15 protein-coding genes are annotated in these 18321 nt (G+C 60.5%); 9 read left to right on the forward strand and 6 right to left on the reverse strand.

Annotated elements, in window-relative coordinates; genetic code table 11:
- Nucleotides 1-22 precede the first annotated feature (22 nt).
- Nucleotides 23-1300, reverse strand: coding sequence for a nucleotide sugar dehydrogenase (locus tag JQ863_RS00895; RefSeq protein WP_204112451.1), 1278 nt, complete (start codon nt 1298-1300; stop codon nt 23-25).
- Between the two features lie 173 nt (nt 1301-1473).
- Between JQ863_RS00895 and JQ863_RS00900 the strand changes: the two genes are divergently transcribed.
- Nucleotides 1474-3798, forward strand: coding sequence for a mechanosensitive ion channel family protein (locus JQ863_RS00900; RefSeq protein WP_204112452.1), 2325 nt, complete (start codon nt 1474-1476; stop codon nt 3796-3798).
- Between the two features lie 26 nt (nt 3799-3824).
- Here the strand turns inward: JQ863_RS00900 and JQ863_RS00905 are convergent, their stop codons facing one another.
- Genes JQ863_RS00905 through JQ863_RS00920 form a run of 4 tightly spaced genes read right to left on the reverse strand, consistent with a single transcriptional unit; the run spans nt 3825 to nt 9676 of the window.
- Nucleotides 3825-4976, reverse strand: coding sequence for an ABC transporter permease (locus tag JQ863_RS00905; protein ID WP_204112453.1), 1152 nt, complete (start codon nt 4974-4976; stop codon nt 3825-3827).
- Nucleotides 4973-6001, reverse strand: coding sequence for an ABC transporter permease (locus JQ863_RS00910; protein ID WP_204112454.1), 1029 nt, complete (start codon nt 5999-6001; stop codon nt 4973-4975). The genes JQ863_RS00905 and JQ863_RS00910 overlap by 4 nt, the downstream gene beginning before the upstream one ends.
- Nucleotides 6001-7902: an ABC transporter substrate-binding protein gene (locus tag JQ863_RS00915; RefSeq protein ID WP_204112455.1), complete on the reverse strand. Its 1902-nt coding sequence runs from the start codon at nt 7900-7902 to the stop codon at nt 6001-6003. Before JQ863_RS00915 ends, JQ863_RS00910 begins: the two co-directional genes overlap by 1 nt.
- Nucleotides 7895-9676, reverse strand: a complete 1782-nt coding sequence (locus tag JQ863_RS00920) for a dipeptide ABC transporter ATP-binding protein (protein ID WP_204112456.1) — start codon at nt 9674-9676, stop codon at nt 7895-7897. The genes JQ863_RS00915 and JQ863_RS00920 overlap by 8 nt, the downstream gene beginning before the upstream one ends.
- Before the next feature lie 252 nt (nt 9677-9928).
- On the opposite strand from JQ863_RS00920, the gene JQ863_RS00925 reads away from it, so the two are divergent.
- From JQ863_RS00925 to JQ863_RS00960, 8 genes are all read left to right on the forward strand, one after another.
- On the forward strand, nt 9929-10414 hold the full coding sequence (locus JQ863_RS00925; RefSeq protein ID WP_204112457.1) for a class I SAM-dependent methyltransferase: 486 nt from the start codon (nt 9929-9931) through the stop codon (nt 10412-10414).
- Nucleotides 10415-10651: 237 nt separating this feature from the next.
- The gene (locus tag JQ863_RS00930) at nt 10652-11827 is read left to right on the forward strand and encodes an aminotransferase class I/II-fold pyridoxal phosphate-dependent enzyme (RefSeq protein WP_204112458.1); all 1176 of its coding nucleotides are present in this window, start codon (nt 10652-10654) and stop codon (nt 11825-11827) included.
- Complete coding sequence (locus JQ863_RS00935) at nt 11827-12444, forward strand: DUF4833 domain-containing protein (protein WP_204112459.1); 618 nt, start codon at nt 11827-11829, stop codon at nt 12442-12444. Before JQ863_RS00930 ends, JQ863_RS00935 begins: the two co-directional genes overlap by 1 nt.
- Nucleotides 12441-13562: an inositol-3-phosphate synthase gene (locus JQ863_RS00940; protein ID WP_204112460.1), complete on the forward strand. Its 1122-nt coding sequence runs from the start codon at nt 12441-12443 to the stop codon at nt 13560-13562. Before JQ863_RS00935 ends, JQ863_RS00940 begins: the two co-directional genes overlap by 4 nt.
- Nucleotides 13562-14359, forward strand: coding sequence for an SDR family oxidoreductase (locus tag JQ863_RS00945; protein WP_204112461.1), 798 nt, complete (start codon nt 13562-13564; stop codon nt 14357-14359). Before JQ863_RS00940 ends, JQ863_RS00945 begins: the two co-directional genes overlap by 1 nt.
- Nucleotides 14356-15240, forward strand: coding sequence for a phosphatidate cytidylyltransferase (locus JQ863_RS00950; RefSeq protein ID WP_204112462.1), 885 nt, complete (start codon nt 14356-14358; stop codon nt 15238-15240). The genes JQ863_RS00945 and JQ863_RS00950 overlap by 4 nt, the downstream gene beginning before the upstream one ends.
- 39 nt (nt 15241-15279) lie before the next feature.
- Nucleotides 15280-16401, forward strand: a complete 1122-nt coding sequence (locus JQ863_RS00955; RefSeq protein WP_204112463.1) for an LptF/LptG family permease — start codon at nt 15280-15282, stop codon at nt 16399-16401.
- A complete protein-coding gene (locus JQ863_RS00960; RefSeq protein WP_275411504.1) occupies nt 16398-17522 on the forward strand; it encodes an LptF/LptG family permease in 1125 nt (374 codons plus the stop codon). Before JQ863_RS00955 ends, JQ863_RS00960 begins: the two co-directional genes overlap by 4 nt.
- On the opposite strand, the gene JQ863_RS00965 is transcribed toward JQ863_RS00960, so the two are convergent.
- A complete protein-coding gene (locus JQ863_RS00965) occupies nt 17519-18316 on the reverse strand; it encodes a phosphocholine cytidylyltransferase family protein (RefSeq protein WP_204112465.1) in 798 nt (265 codons plus the stop codon). The genes JQ863_RS00960 and JQ863_RS00965 overlap by 4 nt on opposite strands.
- Between the last annotated feature and the right edge of the window lie 5 nt (nt 18317-18321).

Here is an 18321-nt window from a genome sequence, read left to right on the forward strand (position 1 = left end):
GACTTCCCCGCTCATTTTCCTGTCACAGGCGCAGGTCCGAGTCGGATTTCGCCAGCACACCCTTGATATCGTACAACAATGCGCCGGGCTTTCCGAGTGCCCTGATCCCGGCAGCGCCCAATTCCCGGAACTGGGAGTGTGCAACCGCAACAATAACAGCGTCATACGCCCCATTTTCGGGCATTGCCACCGTTTCGACCCCGTATTCGGCCTTCAATTCATCGGCATCAACCCAAGGGTCCCAGATATCTACGTCAGCGGAAAAGCTTTTCAACTCGTCCACGATATCGGCAACGCGGGTGTTGCGAATATCTGCGCAGTTTTCCTTGAACGCAAACCCCATCACAAGCACCCGCGCGCCGGACGGATTGACCCCGCGCGCCAGCATTGCCTTGACGGTTTCCTGCGCGATGTGGTGGCCCATGTGGTCGTTGATCCGGCGTCCCGCAAGGATCACTTCGGGGTGATAACCCAACTGCTCGGCGCGGTAGGTCAGGTAATAGGGGTCGACACCGATACAGTGACCACCAACCAGTCCGGGACGGAACGGAAGGAAATTCCACTTTGTTCCGGCGGCCTCAAGCACCTCAAGCGTATCAAGACCCATCCGCGAGAAGATCAGCGCGAATTCATTGACCAAAGCGATGTTCAGGTCGCGCTGGGTGTTCTCGATCACCTTTGCAGCCTCGGCGGTTTTGATCGATGATGCCCGGTGCAGCCCGGCCTTCACGATCGGGGCATAGATCGCCTCGACCCGGTCGAGGGTCTCGTCATCCTGAGCCGAGATCACCTTGACCACGGTTTCGAGTGAGTGTTCGGCATCGCCGGGGTTCACCCGCTCGGGTGAATAGGCCAGTTTGAAATCCCGACCCGCGGTCAGCCCACTGGCGGCGGCCAGATCGGGGCCACAGACCTCTTCCGTGACGCCGGGATAAACCGTGGATTCCAGGATCACCAGGTCGCCCGCCTTCAGATGCGGACCAATCGACGCACAGGCCCCGCGGATCGGACCAAGGTCCGGTGATTTGGCATCGTTGATCGGTGTCGGCACGGCGATGATGAAGACCGTGCTGTCAGACAGATCATTCGCCGCGCAGGAAAACGCCGCCTTGCTTTCCAGGATCGAGCGTTCCGCGACCTCGGCGTTGGGATCACGCCCTGCACGCAATGCGTCGACAAGGCGTGGGTTGGTGTCAAAGCCGACAACCCGCATCCCGGCCCGGCCCAGCGCCAACGCGAGGGGAAGGCCGACATATCCCAGACCAAGAACTGCGATCTTTTCGTTTGTCCGGTCGCTCAACGCACTCTCCCGGTGTTTGAAATGCCCTGTTTGCGCTACCCAATATCTACAGCGATGTCACCCGAAAAAGCCCTGTGCGGCGTTCCGATACAAGGATGGCGCAAAACCCGAATTTGCCGAGACCGGTTTTCTGGACTAAGCCTTGGAATACCACCTCAACAGGCTGACAGAAAATGCTGAAACCGGTACTTGCCCTACTCCAACTTGTTCTGTTGAGCGTCTTTGCGTCTGCGGCTTCGCCTGTCGACGCTCAGGACACCACCGATGCGACCGAACTGTCCGACGCATTGAAAGCCGCAGCAGAGGCCGGGGTCAGCGTCATCGTGATCGACGGCAGCGGTACGGTTCTGGCCCCGGCAACAACGGTTAAGGATGGCAAACAAACCACAACGACGCCGGATGAACAAACCCCTTCTTCACTGATGATGGGGCAAAAAAGGGCGCAGCAATTCCGTGCCGCGCTTCTGAAACGACTCGAAGCGATGCCCGCTTCGCTGAATGAGGTGATCTTTATCCTGCGTGCCTCCAGCCCGGATGGAACAATCATCACATTCTTCAAGGTCGCAGCGCTGACGCTGGCCCTTCTGGGGCTTGGCATGCTGGTCGAACGAGAGTTTTGGACCAAACGCCTTGTGAAGCCACAGCTGAAGACCAGCCCGGATGACGCTCCGCGAGGCTATTCCGGGAAGTTGCCCTTTCTGGCCAACCGCTTCCTTCTGGGTCTGATCGGCGTTGCAATCTCGGTCGTGGTCGCCTTTGTCGTTGGTGGGCTGGTCTTTGGTGTATCCGACGATACTGCGGTCGATTTCACGATCGTCGCCACCACATTTGCCTTTGTGGTGACCAGGTCGGCGGCCCTGGTCTGGCGGATGATTTTGTCGCCATATGCGCCGCAATACCGAATCCCGCATTTTTCCGACGGGGATGCCCGCAAACTGTATATCTGGCTTTCGGTTCTGGCGCTGGTCGATGTCTCGATCCTGATGCTGACGATCTGGCTGCGCGAGCTGGGGTTGAACTATGACGTTTATGCGCTGATCCTGTCGCTTGGTTCGCTTCTGTTGGCGCTGATCTACATCGCCATGGTCTTTGCCAACCGCCGCGCAATCGTGAACGCGTTTCTGGGCGGACGAAGCCAGCACAGCGTATCGCTGCTGACACGGTTCGGCTCTCGGATCTGGGCGCCGCTGGTCATTCTTTACGTGGTCTTCGCCTGGTTGAAGCTGACTTTTGATCTGGTTCTGGAACGCCCTCTTTCTGCGCCGCTGATTGCCTCGGCCTATACGATCCTGACGTCTATCATCGTGGTCTATGCCCTGGTGAACTGGGGCATCGAACACTATTTTCAGCGCAGTCGCGAAGCCCGAGAGCGCAATGACGGCGCGCAAGCGGAAGACGGGCGTGATACCGCGACGGACACGGTCGACACAGAGACAACCCAGGGCCTGAACACGTTTGAAGACCTCGCCCGACGGGTTGCCGGCATGCTGGCGCTGGTTGCCGGCGGATTTGCCTGCATCAGTATCTGGGACGCCGACGATGTCGTGCCCTTTGCCCTTTTCCTGCGAGAAACGCTGGAAATCGTGGTGATCCTTTTCATCGGCTACGTGGCGTACAACGCTTTCCGCATCTGGATCGACACCAAGATCCGCGACGAAGCCGGCCCCGAACAGGAATTGGAACCGGGTGATGAAGGCGGGGCTGGGGGGGCCAGCCGGTTGGCGACCCTATTGCCTCTGTTCCGCAACTTCATCCTCATCATCATCGTCGTGACCATCGCGTTGATCGCATTGTTGGAATTGGGAATAAATGTCAGCCCGCTGTTTGCCGGAGCCGGGGTTGTTGGCCTCGCCATCGGTTTTGGCGCGCAATCGCTGGTGCGAGACATCTTCTCGGGCGCATTCTTCCTGATCGACGACGCCTTCCGCAAAGGCGAATATATCGACGTCGGAAGCGTCAAAGGCACGGTCGAGAACATCTCGGTCCGGTCCTTCCAGCTGCGCCATCATCTGGGCCCGCTTCACACCATACCGTTTGGAGAAATCCAGCAACTAACCAACTATTCCCGCGACTGGGTTATCATGAAACTGCCCTTGCGCGTGACCTATGACACGGATGTCGAGAAAGTCAGGAAGCTGATCAAGAAGCTTGGGATCGAACTTCTGGACGACCCGGTGATCGGCCACAATTTCATCCAGCCGCTGAAATCGCAGGGCGTGATCGAGATGCAGGACAGCGCGATGATCATCCGCGTGAAGTTCATGACGAAACCCGGCGATCAATGGCTAGTCCGAAAGAAGGTCTATCAGGAAATCCGCGAGCTGTTCGAACGGGAAGGCATCAAGTTTGCCCACCGCGAAGTCACCGTGCGGCTGGCGGATGAGGACACGCGCAATCTGGATGCCCGCCAGAAAGAGGCAGTGATGGCCGCCGCCCACGCCGCCATCGACGAGGAGTTTCTGGATGAGGACGGCGACACTGACGGGGACGACCGTTAACGCGGCGATGTGCGGTGTTCAGGCCATCAACTCCGGTTTGGGTCAAGCGCGTCGCGCAGACCGTCGCCGAAGAAGTTGAACGCCAGCACCACGATGATGATCGGCAGCATCGGGATCGCTGTCCACGGGTAGATCTCGATCGACGCCAGGTTCTGCGCATCGTTCAGCATCACCCCCCAACTGACCGCAGGTGCGCGCAGGCCAAGTCCAAGGAAAGACAGCGCGGTTTCGCCCAAAATCATCGCGGGGATCGACAGGGTCGCGGACGCGATCAGGTGACTGAGGAAGTTCGGCAAAAGGTGTTTGCGGATCACTCGCGACGGCTTCGCCCCCATCATCTCGGCCGCGCGGACGAACTCTTCCTCGCGCAGGGAAAGGAACTTGCTTCGCACCGCCCGCGCCAGACCGGGCCAGTCGAGAATTCCCAATATGATCGATATGATGAAAAACACCGCCACCGGGGACCAATGCGATGGGACTGCGGCCGAGAGAGCCAGCCACAAGGGAAGTTCTGGCAGGCTTCGCAGGATCTCGATCACGCGGTTGATGATCCAGTCAAGGAACCCGCCGAAATAGCCGGCGATGGACCCCAGCACGATCCCGATCACGAAAGACACCGTGATCCCGACAAGCCCCACGGTCAACGACAGCTGTGCACCATAAAGGATGCGGCTGAACACATCCCGTCCCAGCCGATCTGACCCGAACAGGAAGATCGTCGCCCCTTCGGGCGCGCAGACCAGATGGCGATTGGTGCGGAACAGTCCGGCCAGCTTGTAGTAATTGCCTTCGCAGAAAAACTGCAGCTTCGCCGGGTTCTCGGTGTCCGGAATGTATTTCCAGCTAAAATCCTCCATGTCGACCTCGGCGGTGATCGGGTAGACATGCGGCCCGATAAACGACCCTTCGTGGAACAGGTGAATGCCCTGCGGCGGCGCATAGAGGTGGTCGGCGTGACGAAAATTTGGCGAATAAGGCGCGATGAACCCGGCGATGGGCAGCGACAGGTAGGAAATCAGCAGGAACAAGGCCGAGAAATAACCCAGCTTGTGTTCGCGGAACCGGCGGAAGATCAGCCGCCAGTTCGCCATATCCATATCGGCATGGCGCGCCTCGGTTCCCGGATCAGGTTCGTATGGGCGGTCATCAAGATAACGGCCATCGGGTTGAATGCTCATTGTCCACGCCCTCCGAACCGGATGCGCGGATCAAGCAATGCCAGCAGCAGATCGGATATCAGCGTACCGATCAGCGTCAGAAGCGCCACAAACATCAGCACGAAGCCCGACAGGAACTGGTCCTGGCTTTTCAGAGCCGTCAGCAAGACCGGCCCGATGGTTTGCAGCCCCAGCACGACCGAGACCAGAACCGATCCCGAGATCAACGCCGGCAACAGCGTGCCGATATCGGCGACAAACGGGTTGAAGGCGACACGCAGAGGATACTTGGTCAGAAGCGCAGGTTCGGACATGCCCTTGGCACGGGCGGTCTCGACATAGGGCTTGGCCAGTTCGTCCAAGAGGTTCGCGCGCAGCCGTTGCTGCATTGCTGCTGCGCCCGAGGTGCCGATCACAAATGTCGGGATGATCAGGTGGATCAGCACCGATTTCATCTTCTCAAAGCTCATCGGCTGGCCCTCGTATTCCGGCAGCATCAGCCCGCCGATGGGCAGGTCTAGGTATTTATGGCCGTAATAGAACAGCATCAGCGCCAGAAGGAAGTTCGGCGTCGCCAGCCCGAGGTAGCCGATAAAGGCCGAGGTATAGTCGATCCATGTCTTCGACTTGGCCGCCGCCAGAACGCCCAGAGGCAGCGCGATCAAATAGACGAACAGCACGGCGGCAAGGTTCACAAGGACCGTCAGCCACAGAGCTTCGCCCACGATCTCGGACACCGGGCGGTCGAACTCGAAACTCCAGCCGAATTCACCTTGCAGCATGCCCGAGAACCCGTGCGGCCCCGGCGCGAAGCCCATCCAGATCAGGTATTGTTCCCACAATGGTCGATCCAGCGCATATTCCTTGCGCAGGAACTCGGCTTTGGCGATGCCGCTTTCTTGCCCGGTCGCACGCAATTCGTTGATCTGGTTTGACAGGTAGTCGCCGGGCGGCAGGTTAATGATGGCAAAGATCAGGACCGAGACCACCAACAAGGTGGCAAACATGGTGAGTGTCCGGAACAGGGCATAGCGCAGAATGGCCATCAGTTGCCCTCCGGCTCGGAGAAAAAGAACTCGTCCATCCGATGAACGCCGAAATGAGCACCGGGCGACCATGCCCAGATGGCCTTTTCCGGCACGTTCTTTAGCCGATGTGACACCACGACGGGTTGTGGTGCTTCGGCAAGGATGCCGATGGCATAGACTTGGTCTGCATGGATATCGACAATCTCTTGCCAGATGCGGCTACGATCGGTGGATGTCGGTGCCTTCTTCCAGGCCTCGCCCAGTTCCATCAGGCGGACGGCGGCGGGCATGTCGGGCGGCTCTCCTGCCGTGCCATGGGTCTGGTAGTATTGACCCCACTTCGGCCAGGCAAAGAATTCCTGTTGCATCGGAACCGCGAACACCGGTGGTGTATGCGGCTGCACCAATCCATGATCCCAGCCGAACCAGACCGCTGCCATGGCGTTGCCGGCATAGACCCTGTTGCGCAGGATGTCGCGTTCCAGCGGACGCATAATCAGCTTGACGCCGATGTCGCGCCAGTTGTCGGTGATGATTTGCAGCGCGTTTTCAACCTCTTGCCGTTCTCCGGCGGTTTCGATCACGATCCACAGCGGACGTCCGTCGGGCAACATGCGGGTGCCTTCGCGGTCGCGTTTTGTCAGGCCCATTTCGTCCAGCAAAGCCCCCGCCGCCACCGGGTCATAGGCTGACCATGCCTTGCGGTTCTTTTCCTTGAAAAAGGGCGACAAAGGCAGGACCGTCATCGCGCCCTCTTTCGCCAACCCGAAATAAAGCGCTTTGTTGATGGTCTTTCGGTCAATCGCCAAGGACAGCGCGCGGCGGAAACGCACGTCGCGCATGGTGTTGCGCCAGCCCTCGTCATTGTAGTTGAGGTTGAGATAGATGGCGATCTGCGACGCCACGCCGTTGTCCCACAAATGCATGCGATAGCCGCCCTCGGCCTCGCCCCGACGCAGGATGGCGGCATCTTTGAAATCCAGCCCGCGCGCCTGCAACTCGGTCTCGCCGGCGTTGGCCTTGGCCGCCATAAGTCCCGGCGCGACCACGTCCATTTCAACCACGTCGATATAAGGCAATTGCACGCCGTTGGTGTCGACCCGGTGATAATAGGGATTGCGCACGAACTGCGCCCGCGTCTGCGCCTCGCCCGAGATCACCATCCACGGTTGCAGCGTCGGCAGGTCGGGGTTGTCGAACCGGCTCATGTTGTCCAGCTTGTTATGCAGGGCGGCCCAGCTGCGCACGCGCTTTTCGCGCAGGCGCTGGCGCAGGGTGTCGGGGTCGTTGAAATCGGCGTGAAACGGTTTCAGGTAATGGGCCGGGCGGTAAATAAACACCGGGGTCGCCTCGGCCATGGCCTGCATGAACTGGGGATTCTGGCCCTGCCATTCATAGATGATGGTGCGCGCGTCTGGAAATGTGACCTCGGGCAACTGCCCATCGACGCGCAGAAATTCTGACGGGCCCGAGGGTGACAGCTCTGGGTTGTTGGCGACGTTTTCCCACCAATAGCGGAAATCTTCCGAGGTAAATGGATGCCCGTCCGACCACTTGTGACCGGGGCGCAGGCGCAGAGTGAACTTGCGCCCGTCCTCGACCTCGATGTCCTGAAGGATGTCGGGCACAAGGCGATAGGAATGGTCATAACCCACGAGCCGCGCATAGCCGTAAACCACCATCTGGCGCACGTCCTTGGTGCGTGTGACCATGGTCGACAGCGTGCCGCCTTCCTTGCCCAGAACACGACCCTTGGCCTCCAGATCGACGACCAGCGGCACCTCTGGCAACCGCTCGGTGATCGGCGGCAGGGATCCGGCATCCACATCCGTCTTCCAGAACGCGCCTTCCTTGTATTCGGCCAGGACGGGTGACGCAAAAAGCGCAGTGGCAAGGATCAGGGCAAAATGTCTAGGCATGGCAGCGTACCTTGTGACCGGGCTCGGTCTCGGTCAATGGCGGTGCATTCATCCCGTCGAACCGGAAACTCTCGGGCCAGGTCGAGGGGTCACCCGCCCCTTGTGCGACGATTTTCAGGTCGATCGGGCGATGTATGTCGGGTTCAGGCTGAGCTGCGATCAACGCCTTGGTATAGGGGTGCTTAGGGTTAAAGAATAACGCCTCGGGCGGGCCCTGTTCCACCACCAGCCCCGCGCGCATCACCAACACGTCATCTGCAATCCGTCCGACGACGGCAAGGTCGTGGCTGATGAACAGATAGGACAGGTTCAGCCGGTCACGGATTTCCTCAAGCAGTTGCAGAACCTGTTCCTGCACCGAGACATCCAGGGCCGAGGTCGGCTCGTCGCAGACAAGAAAGCTGGGATCCAGCATCAACGCCCGCGCGATCGACAGCCTCTGGCGCTGTCCGCCGGAAAAGGCGTGCGGATACCGGGTCATCATATTGGGCGAAAGGCCCACCCATTTCAGCATCTCTTCCGCCCGCGCCATACGCTCGGAATTAGAACCGATACCGTGAATCTCAAGCGGCTCGGCAAGCGCCTCCATCACCCGCATCCGGGGGTTCAGCGTCGAATAGGGGTCCTGGAACACCATCTGTGCCTGCCGCTGAAAGGCGACGCGCTGGTCACGGTCCATCGCCTGAATATCAAGCGGCTGGCTGGTTTTCTCGGCGCGGAAAAAAATGGCCGACCCGGGATCGGCGGCCTCGGCCCCCAGTGCGATCCGCGCCAGCGTAGTCTTGCCTGACCCGCTTTCACCCACGACAGCGGTGGTCTTGCCGCGCTCAACCGTGAGATCGACGCCGCGCACCGCCTGCACGATCACTTTCGGCGACCACGGGGCAGAGCCTTTCAGCGTGTAGGTCTTGTTGACTCCTGCCATTTCAAGCACGAGGTCGGTCTTGTCCGGTGCCTTCTCGCTTCCACCGGTTTCGGGAATCTTTGGCGCAGCGGCAAACAGATCTCTGGTATAAGGGTGCTGCGGGTCGCCAAGGATCTGGGCGGCGGTCCCCGCTTCCATCACTCGGCCCCGGTTCATCACACAGACCTTGTCGGCCATGTTTGCCACCACGCCCAGGTCGTGTGTGACAAGAATTACCGCCATTCCGGTTTCCTGTTGAATGTCCTTGATCAGCCCCAACACCTGCGCCTGCGTGGTCACATCAAGCGCCGTCGTCGGCTCATCCGCGATCAACAGGTCGGGCCGCCCGACAATGGCCATTGCGATCATCGCGCGCTGGCGCATTCCCCCCGACAGTTCGAACGGATAGGACGAGAACACGCGCTCGGGGTCGGGAAACCCCACGCGCTCGAATGTTTCCAGAACCCGCTTCTTGTTCTTGCCCTTCTTGGACTGGTCGGGATGAAGGCGCAGCACCTCAATCACCTGGTTGCCGATCCGGTGCAACGGCGAAAGCGAGCGCATGGGTTCCTGAAAGATCATCGACACCCTGTTGCCGCGAACATCGCACATGCGGCGGTTCGACAACGGCAGCAGGTCGGTGACGCCATCGCCCTTTTCGTCGCGCAGCAAGACCCGGCCTGAAAGGATTTTCGCGGCTGGTGGCAGGATTTTCAGCACGGAACGGCAGGACATGGTCTTGCCTGAGCCGCTTTCCCCGACAAGCGCCAGCGTCTGGCCCAGTTCGACCGAGAAAGACACGTCCTCGACGACAGGGGCATCATTGCCGAAACCGATGGTCAGCCCCTCTACGTTCAGAAGTGATGTCACACTCTTCCCCCGATCCGATACGGCACGATCCGCAGCCCCGCGTTGCCGTGGCCGGCACCGGCGCAGGCCCGACGCGCACCACCAGACCAAGTCAAACATGATTTGCCAGAACCTCGCAAGCCGCTTGGCGCTTTTGTTCTTTCAGAGTCCCGGCGGCACGACAGTTCTATGTGCCGCTGTTAACCTCTTGTAACTGGCCGGATTTGCCGATTATGTGGCGCCGGACGCATCAAGATTACAGGACCTGCCACCATGAGCCGACTGGACGTCTTCATCAACCGCATGGTGTCGCAACGCGCCTGTCTGGACTATGCGGTAGATGCCACCAAGGGCATGACCGGCCCGGTATTCGAACTGGGTCTGGGCAACGGTCGCACCTTCGATCACATGCGGGAAAAGATGCCTGAGCGTCAGATTTTCGTCTTCGAACGTGAGGTCGCGTCGAACCCGGCCTCAACCCCGACCGAGGACCAGACCATCCTTGGCGACGTGCGCGACACCCTGCCAGCGGCGCTGGAACGTTTTGGTCCTACCGCACATCTGATCCATGCCGATCTGGGCGGACATAACCTTGAGAAAAACGATGCTTTCGCGCGTCTGATCTCGCCACTGGTAGAACCCCTGCTCGCACCCGGCGGCCTGATGGTGTCCAGCGACCAAATGTATTTCGATGATCTGCGCGAGATTGATCTGCCCGCCGACGCAGTTCCGGGGCGCTGTTTCATCTACCAGAGATAGAACGGCCTCCAACGCGCCAAGCCTTCATTTCGAAGAAGGCCAATTTCTGTTGTGCCGTTTGCGGTAATCGCCTTAGACTGATGGAATAAATCAGAATATCACGTTTCTTCAGGGTGCCTGTTTTTCTCGTCTTCGCACCAAACCTCCTCAGGTCCTGATGTTCGAAATGCGGCTCCGGGGGGCTTAATGGGCGACGCACCGACCAGTTTTGAAAAATTCGCAGAGCGCCGTTTCAGGTTGAGCGGAAAAGCCCTGATCGAAAACGGGCATCCCTATTTCGTGCCCACCGACAGTTTGGAAGACGCCAGCAGTCAATGGCCGCAGGGTTATCTCAGTTTCTCGCACTACGACTACCTCGGCCTGTCCCATCATCCTGCGGTGACTGCGGCCGCCAAAGGCGCGATTGACCGCCACGGCACCGGCGTCGGCGCGTCGCGTCTTGTCGGGGGAGAACGACTTGCCCATCGCGCGCTGGAGAACGACCTGGCCAACTTCATCGGGGTTGGCGGGGTGCTGTCGATCATCTCGGGCTACCTGACGAATGTTTCGATCATCAATCACGTCCTTGGCCCCAAGGACCTGCTGATTATGGACGACCTTGCCCATAACTCCATTGTGATCGGGTCAAAAACAGGAAAATTCGCCACGCTCACCTATGCCCATAACGACCTTGAAGACCTTGCCCGGATACTTGAGGCCGAAGCCGGGAACTATGGGCGCGTCCTGATTGCAACCGAGGGGTTGTTCTCGATGGACGGCGATATCACAGACTTGCCCCGCCTGCTTGAAATCAAGGAAAGCCACGATGCCTGGCTTCTGTTGGACGAGGCACATTCCTTTGGCGTTCTGGGCGCGACCGGCGCAGGATTGTGCGAACATTTCGACATTGATCCCGGACGGATTGAACTCATCATTGGCACGCTGTCAAAAAGCTTTGCCGCCTCAGGCGGATTCATCTGTTCCTCGGCCGAGGTAATCGAATGGCTGCGCTTTACGCTCGCCGGCTTCGTGTTCTCGGTCGGCCTGTCGCCGGCAACAGTAGCCGGCGCGCACGAGGCGCTGAACATGCTGCGCCGCGAACCCGAGCGTGTCACCCGGCTGCGTGCCAACAGCCGCTATTTCCTGTCCCGCGCCCGCGCTACCGGGTTGAATACCGGAACCGCTGTCGGCGAAGCCGTAATCCCGGTCCTGTTCGATACGCCCGAGCAATGTGTCTTTGTCGCCGAGGCGCTGATGCAGTCAGGAATTTATGCGCCGCCCGTAATTCATGTCGGCGTGCCCAAGGACCTGCCACGCATCCGCTTTTTCCTGTCGGCCAGCCACACAGAGGCGGATATTGACCGGGTGATCGCAAAGGTGGCCGAGGCCCGCGCCGCATCGACCCGCGCCCCGGACAGGATCAGCGCCGAGTGATGTTGACACGCCGGTCCGTCATCGGGTTGTTCACCGCATTGGGGGCAATAACCATGTTTCCCGGCACAGCGCTTGCCGTACCGAAGCTCAGTCTCGTTTCCGCCGGTGAAAGCAATGGCCTGCCAATTGCCCGACCCGAATTTGCCCGCCCCACCGACAAAAACCAGGTTTTCTTTATCCAGCGCTCGATGAATGCCAACACCGTGGTTTACGCCGCGCGGTTTGACAAGGCAGGCAGGCTGGACCGCAAGTCCCCACTGCATGGTTATTGGCGCCGATACAACACTGGCGGTGCGACGCGGGCGCTTAGTTTCTCCGAACGCAATTTTGCCTATGGCACAAAGGCCAAGGCGACCAAAAATGACGGAATATTCCGCATCCGGTTCGCGGCCTTGCCCGGCTTTGAAACGGAACTCAGGCAAGCGGCGCCCGGACAGGCCGATTTATGGTTTGATTTCAACGGCAAGAACGTCCAGCTTGTCTATGCCTATCTTGACCTCGACGACCGTGGCCTGATCCCTAGTGTCGTGTCGATCCGACTGTTCGGACGCATTCCGGCGACAGGGCGGCACATGACACTCAACTATTCTGTTTCGGGCGGAGCAATAAACGAATGACCAACCCCACCACCACCCGGATCCGCACCGCCATCGCAGGTGTCGGCAACTGCGCCAGCTCGCTGGTTCAGGGTATTTCCTACTGCCGCGCCAAGGGGGAAGACGCGGTCGGAGTCAGCTTCCCGGATTTGGGCGGGTATCGTCCCGGCGATGTCGAGATTGTCGCCGCATTCGACGTTGATGCCCGCAAGGTCGGTCAGCCGGTTGGCAAGGCAGTGATGGCCGCGCCAAACTGCACCGAACAGTTCTTCGCCGATCTCGACGACCAGACTGCGACCGTGTCGCGCGGACCGAACCTGGACGGGGTGTCAGCGCATATGCTGAACCAGCCCGAAGACAGGTCTTTCCGTCTGTCTGATGCGCCCGAGATGACGCGGGACGAGGTAATCGAGGTGCTGAAATCCTCGGGCGCCGAGGTTTTGGTTATCTTTCTGCCTGTCGGGTCGCAAAAGGCGGTCGAGTTCTATTGCGACTGCGCACTGGCAGCCGGGGTCGCCGTGGTAAACGGCATTCCCGTTTTCATCGCATCAAACCGGGTTTGGGCCAGAAGATTTGCCGATGCCGGCGTACCGATTCTGGGCGACGATTTCAAAGCCCAGCTGGGCGCCACCATTGTTCACCGCACGCTTGCCAACCTTGCCGACATGCGCGGGGTCCGGATCGACCGAACCTATCAGTTGAACGTCGGTGGCAATACCGATTTCCTGAACATGTCCGACCATGGCCGGCTTCTATCGAAACGCGAAAGCAAGACCGAGGCAGTGCAGGCCGCGCTTGAGGAACGGCTGGCGGATCAAGACATTCGCATCGGCCCATCGGACTACGTGCCATGGCTGAATGACCGCAAGGTCGCCTATGTCCGACTCGAAGGGCGGCTGTTCGGCGGTGCGCGCACCAATATCGAACTACGTCTTGATGTCGAGGACAGCCCCAATGCCGCGGCCATGGCGCTGGCTGCCATCCGCTGTGCCCGCATCGCGCGTGATCGCGGCATGGCCGGGCCGGTCGTTGCCGCCAGCGCCTTTTTCTTCAAGCACCCGCCTGAACAATTCGAAGACACAGAAGCGCATGACATGGTGCTTGCCTTTGCGCATGGCGATGGCGACGGCGCTGACTGATGGGTCCGGCGTTTGTCACCGGCGGGTCAAGTGGCATCGGGCTTGCCCTGTGCGAGCAACTGGCCACCGAGGGGCGCGACCTTGCCATCTTCGCCCGTGACACCGCAAAACTGGGCGCTGCGCGGGAGCTGATACTCGCTCGCGCGCCGGACACCCGCATCTTCCTCTACGCCGCCGATGTCAGCGACCGATACGCAATGGGAGAGGTGCTTGACGACGCAGTTCAGGCACTGGGCCCGCCCGAAATCGCCATCGCCTCTGCCGGCATAGCCGAACCGGGGCTTTTTTTGCATCAACCCCTGGACAGCCATGATCGCCAAATGGCGGTGAACTATGGCGGCAGCCTGTTCTTTGCCCACCACCTTGCCCCCGAAATGAAGAAGGCAGGCGGCGGCCGGATCGGGTTCATTGCCTCGGGCGCAGCTTTTTTCGGCATCCACGGCTATAGCGCCTACGCGCCCTCGAAATTCGCCCTGCGTGGTCTGGCCGAGGTGCTGCGGGTCGAGTTGGCCCCGCATGGCATTGGCGTTTCGATCTGTTTTCCACCCGACACGGACACGCCGCAGCTTGAAGCCGAAGCGCGCACCAAGCCCGAGGCGACCAAGGCCATCACAGCAGGCGGCGGGCTTTGGCGAGCAGAGGACGTCGCGGCCGCGATGTTGAAGGGCATGGCCCGGAATCGTTTTGACATTACGCCAGGTCTGCAGATGTCGGCGCTGAACCGCCTGGCCAGCCTTGTCGCACCGGCACTTCGGTCCTGGCAGGGACGCGTGATCCGAAAGGCGGGTGACCTGTGATCGGCCTGGACACCGACCAGATCGCACTGATTGCACTGTGCCTTCTGGCTATCGGCTATGGGCTGGTTCTGCTGATCTGGCTGATCCCTGCGCGCCGGAATCTTGCAAAAGAGCTATTCAATACCCTGAACCCCGCCGCGCTGGTTCTTGGCGCGCTTGTCGGCATTTTCCTATTGGGGGGATGGGCGCTGGGCATCGCACTTGCGGCGCTGTCCTGCCGCATCGGATACGAGGCCGGGCATGTCCGCCTTGGGCCGCAGCAAGCGCCATTGGTGGCCGCCGCGACGCTTGCCCTTTCCATTGGCGCGATGACCCTGCCGCTGGCGGCGCTGACATATGCGGGAATCTGGTGCCTTGCCGCCGTGCGTCTGGTGGCCTTTCCCCGCAACAGTAGCCGAACGATACGTGGCTGGGGTGAACTTCTGGTCTTTCCCCTACTTCCACTTGGCATCCTGGCCGCTGCCGCGCTGAACCCGGCCCTCGGACCGGTAATGCTGGCCTGCTATATCCTTGTCGAGACATTCGATTCCTACTCGCTTCTGACCGGCAAGCTGATCGGGCGCACCAAGGCATTTCCACAGCTCAGCCCGCGAAAGACGGTCGAGGGTTTGGCCGGCGGTGTGGCGGGGCTTGCTCTGACAGCCGTCCTTGTGGCGCTGATCGTGGGCAAACCCCTTTGGGGTGCAGTTGTGCTGGCGTTGACGGTGGGGTTGTTCAGCCTGGCCGGGGACCTCGGCGCGTCTCGAATGAAGCGCAAGGCCGGGGTCAAGGATTTCCCGGTAGTATTGAAAAGCCAAGGCGGTCTGTTTGACACGTTTGACAGCTGGATTGCGGCAGGTGCAGGGGTGGCTGCGCTGTCAATGATCCTGATCGCGCAGTAACAGCTTGCCCTTGATGCGCGCCTTTCCCACAATCCCGACATGACCCCGATCGGCCCCGTGACCCGGATCCTTCTGCGGCCTGTCCTTGCACGGCTGGCGCTGATCCTGTTGCTTGTCGAAGCGGTTTTCCTGGCCGAAAGCTTCACCACACTTCTCGAACAGGCGCTGCGCTATGACGGGGCGGTCTGGGACTTGGGCTGGCTGTTGGTCTTAAAGCTGCCTCGCATCCTGGACCTGGCACTGGCGCTGGCACTGCTCATCGCCCTTTACTTTGCCGTCAGCGAGGCGCGCGCACGAGGAGAGCTGGTCATCCTTGCCACCGCCGGAATCCGCTGGACCCGGATCGTATGGTTTGCCCTGAGCATAGGTGTCGTCGGCGGCTTTGTCAGCCTCATCGTGGCCGGCTTCGTCCTGCCCGAGGCGCGCTATTCGGAAAGGATCACGATTGCGCAATTGCGGACAGACTACCTGACCAGTCAAATCACACGCGACGGACCGCGCGACACGCTACACCGCCTGGACGGGGTGACTTTCATCGCGTCGGCACCCGATGGGCTGCCGGAAAACGGCCCGGACACCCGCGGAAGATTGTTTTTCTTCCAACCGCAAGACCCCTCAAACTGGCGCGCTGGCCAATCGCGCGACTGGACCATCAAGACCGGGTCGGCAGATGAGGTTCTGGTGATGAAGTCGCTACGGCTGTTCCAAAGCCCGTCGCGCAACCAGACCGGGTCTTTTGGCCCGATCCACGCTTTCAACGTCGAAAACGCAGAGCTGGCATTCTCACTGGCATCGGTGGTGCCCGCTCCAAACCAGTCACGCAGCCGTGCCGAAAAGGTTCTGGCCCTGTCCGACGCCGACCCCCGCCGCCTGTCGGGGATCGCAGCCCGCGCCCTGCTGGTGCCCTTCGCCGCGCTTGTCGCTCTGGCGGCGGTGGCGCTGTCAGCGGGTGACCTCTCTCGCCTGCTGGCATTACCTGCCGCGCTTCTGCTGGTCATGGTCTTTGACGTGGCCGGGCGCACACTTGTTACAGACGCAGCCGCACGCGTGCCCTGGCTGGTTCTGACACCTATTGTGATTGCCGCTTACCTTGGCCCGCCGCTGGCGGTCATCCTCTGGCGCGGCGAAACCATGATGACCCCGCCCCGAGGCCGCACATGACCTCGCGCGCGCTGTTTGGCGTCACCGGACGCCGGATTGCAGGTCAACATCTGCGAACGATTCTGTTTTTCATGCTGGTGCTTCTCATCGTGGCCTTTGCCATAGACATCACCGAAAACCTCGATGAAATCCGCACCGCGTCGATCCGGCGCGACACGTCGCTGGGAACGCTGCTGTTTCCTTACCTTGGGCTACGCGGGGTCGATGTCGTCACGCGGCTTTTGCCGATGGCCTGTCTCGTCGGGAGTTTCACCACCGAGCTGCTGCGCCACCAGCGACTTGAGAACGTGATCCTTCAGGCTGCAGGCGCGTCCAATGCCTTCCTGATGGCAGCGATCCTGATCGCGGGTCTGGGGTTGGGTACGGTGCAGACCGTGTTGGAAGGCTGGGCGCGACCAAAAGCGGTGTTTGCGCAGGTCGAACTGGGGCTGGGCACCTATGCCCGGCGCTTTGGCGGGCAGGACGACCGCGCACGCTGGTTCCTGGACGATGACCGCGCGCTGAGGGCCCAGGTCACAAAATCCCCGCCAATTCTGCGCGATGTCCTGCTGTTCGAGGGGGTATCCGCCGACCACCTGTCACGGATCATCGCGGCTGAAACCGCGACACCCGGCAAAGACCCAGGCACCTGGATCCTGCATGGGGTCACGGAATGGCGCGCGCGCGGAAGCGGTGCAATGGCGGCAGAAAAGAGCGGAGAAATGAACCTGTCATTCCCGCTGACTCCGGCCCGGGTGCGCTATCTGGGAGTTGGCGGGTTCTATATCCCGCAAGAAAATCTGCGTGAAATCACTTCGCTGTCCGGCCAGCCCGGTCAGGCTAATGCCGAAACCGCGGTGGCCCGTCGCTGGACCGCATTTCTTCTGCCGGTCGTCTTCAGCCTTCTGGGTGCGTCGCTGGCGCGGTCAGGTCTAAGCGGGCGTCTGCTGGCACCGTTTCGACTGATCGGCCTGGGTGTTCTGGGCTATGTCTCGCTCGTGCTGGTCAAGGTGTTCTGGGCCTTGGGCGAACACGGCGTGATTGGCCCTTTCACCGCCTGCCTGATCCCGTTGGCAATCGCGGCGGCGCTGGTCACGCTTCTGCAGTTGCGGTTGTCGGGCCGATTTGCCCGCGCGCCCTAGCCCGCCAGACGCATTGCGTCATTGGCCTCGATCCGGGGCCAGACCTTTTCTCTGGCGCGGCTCAGCATCGCCTCGTCATCAATTTCCATCCACGCAAGGTCGGAAATCAGGTGACAGGGCAGTTCAACCGCCTGCGCCATACGGATGATGCCGGGTTCATAGTCTGATCGCGGGTCTTCCGCCAACAGCGATTGCACCGCATCCAACAGCACCGGCACATTCCCACCCGACACCGACGTAATCCCGACCAGTTCTCCGATGTGGGGTTCGCCGAGGTGGTTTTTGTCCTTGGACATGGTGACAAAGGCCGGGCGACGTCCTTCTCCGGAGCGGCCCCAGATATAGACCTCGTCGGTGGCGCGGGTTTCGCCAGAGATCAACAGCGCGCTGTCGCCCAGAACCATCGGGTCCAGCGCGCGGGCCTCATACACGATATCAGATTCAAGAATGATCAGATTACCAGCCAGCCCTTCAATCCCGGTCATCAATGACCGCAAACTGCCAGTTTCCGCGAAATGCGGGTTGTGGACCAATTCGACCCCGGCGCGACCGGCAAAAGCCGCTTCATACTGCTCGTTCAGGTGCCCGGTGACGATCCGCACGCGGCCAACCCCTGCCGCATGCAGCAGGCCGACGGAACGCTCAACCAGACGATGCCCGCCGATCTCGATCAATCCTTTCGGGGTCAGCTTGCCGCGCGGCCCCATCCGCACGCCGCGCCCGGCGGCCACGATGACTGCTGTGGTGTCCGACAATACGCCAAAGCCCCTGAAACTGCTCGAATAGTTACGCAAGCCTA

The sequence above is a fragment of the Shimia biformata genome (assembly GCF_016888515.1).
GTDB lineage: Bacteria > Pseudomonadota > Alphaproteobacteria > Rhodobacterales > Rhodobacteraceae > Shimia_A > Shimia_A biformata.

What these genes read in the sequence shown, in the direction of transcription:
- JQ863_RS00915 (WP_204112455.1), bottom strand. Translation starts at nt 7,902, where the DNA reads ATGCCTAGACATTTTGCCCTGATCCTTGCCACTGCGCTTTTTGCGTCA.
- JQ863_RS00945 (WP_204112461.1), top strand. Translation starts at nt 13,562, where the DNA reads ATGGGTCCGGCGTTTGTCACCGGCGGGTCAAGTGGCATCGGGCTTGCC.
- JQ863_RS00905 (WP_204112453.1), bottom strand. Translation starts at nt 4,976, where the DNA reads ATGAGCATTCAACCCGATGGCCGTTATCTTGATGACCGCCCATACGAA.
- JQ863_RS00900 (WP_204112452.1), top strand. Translation starts at nt 1,474, where the DNA reads ATGCTGAAACCGGTACTTGCCCTACTCCAACTTGTTCTGTTGAGCGTC.
- JQ863_RS00935 (WP_204112459.1), top strand. Translation starts at nt 11,827, where the DNA reads ATGTTGACACGCCGGTCCGTCATCGGGTTGTTCACCGCATTGGGGGCA.
- JQ863_RS00925 (WP_204112457.1), top strand. Translation starts at nt 9,929, where the DNA reads ATGAGCCGACTGGACGTCTTCATCAACCGCATGGTGTCGCAACGCGCC.
- JQ863_RS00940 (WP_204112460.1), top strand. Translation starts at nt 12,441, where the DNA reads ATGACCAACCCCACCACCACCCGGATCCGCACCGCCATCGCAGGTGTC.
- JQ863_RS00910 (WP_204112454.1), bottom strand. Translation starts at nt 6,001, where the DNA reads ATGGCCATTCTGCGCTATGCCCTGTTCCGGACACTCACCATGTTTGCC.
- JQ863_RS00955 (WP_204112463.1), top strand. Translation starts at nt 15,280, where the DNA reads ATGACCCCGATCGGCCCCGTGACCCGGATCCTTCTGCGGCCTGTCCTT.
- JQ863_RS00960 (WP_275411504.1), top strand. Translation starts at nt 16,398, where the DNA reads ATGACCTCGCGCGCGCTGTTTGGCGTCACCGGACGCCGGATTGCAGGT.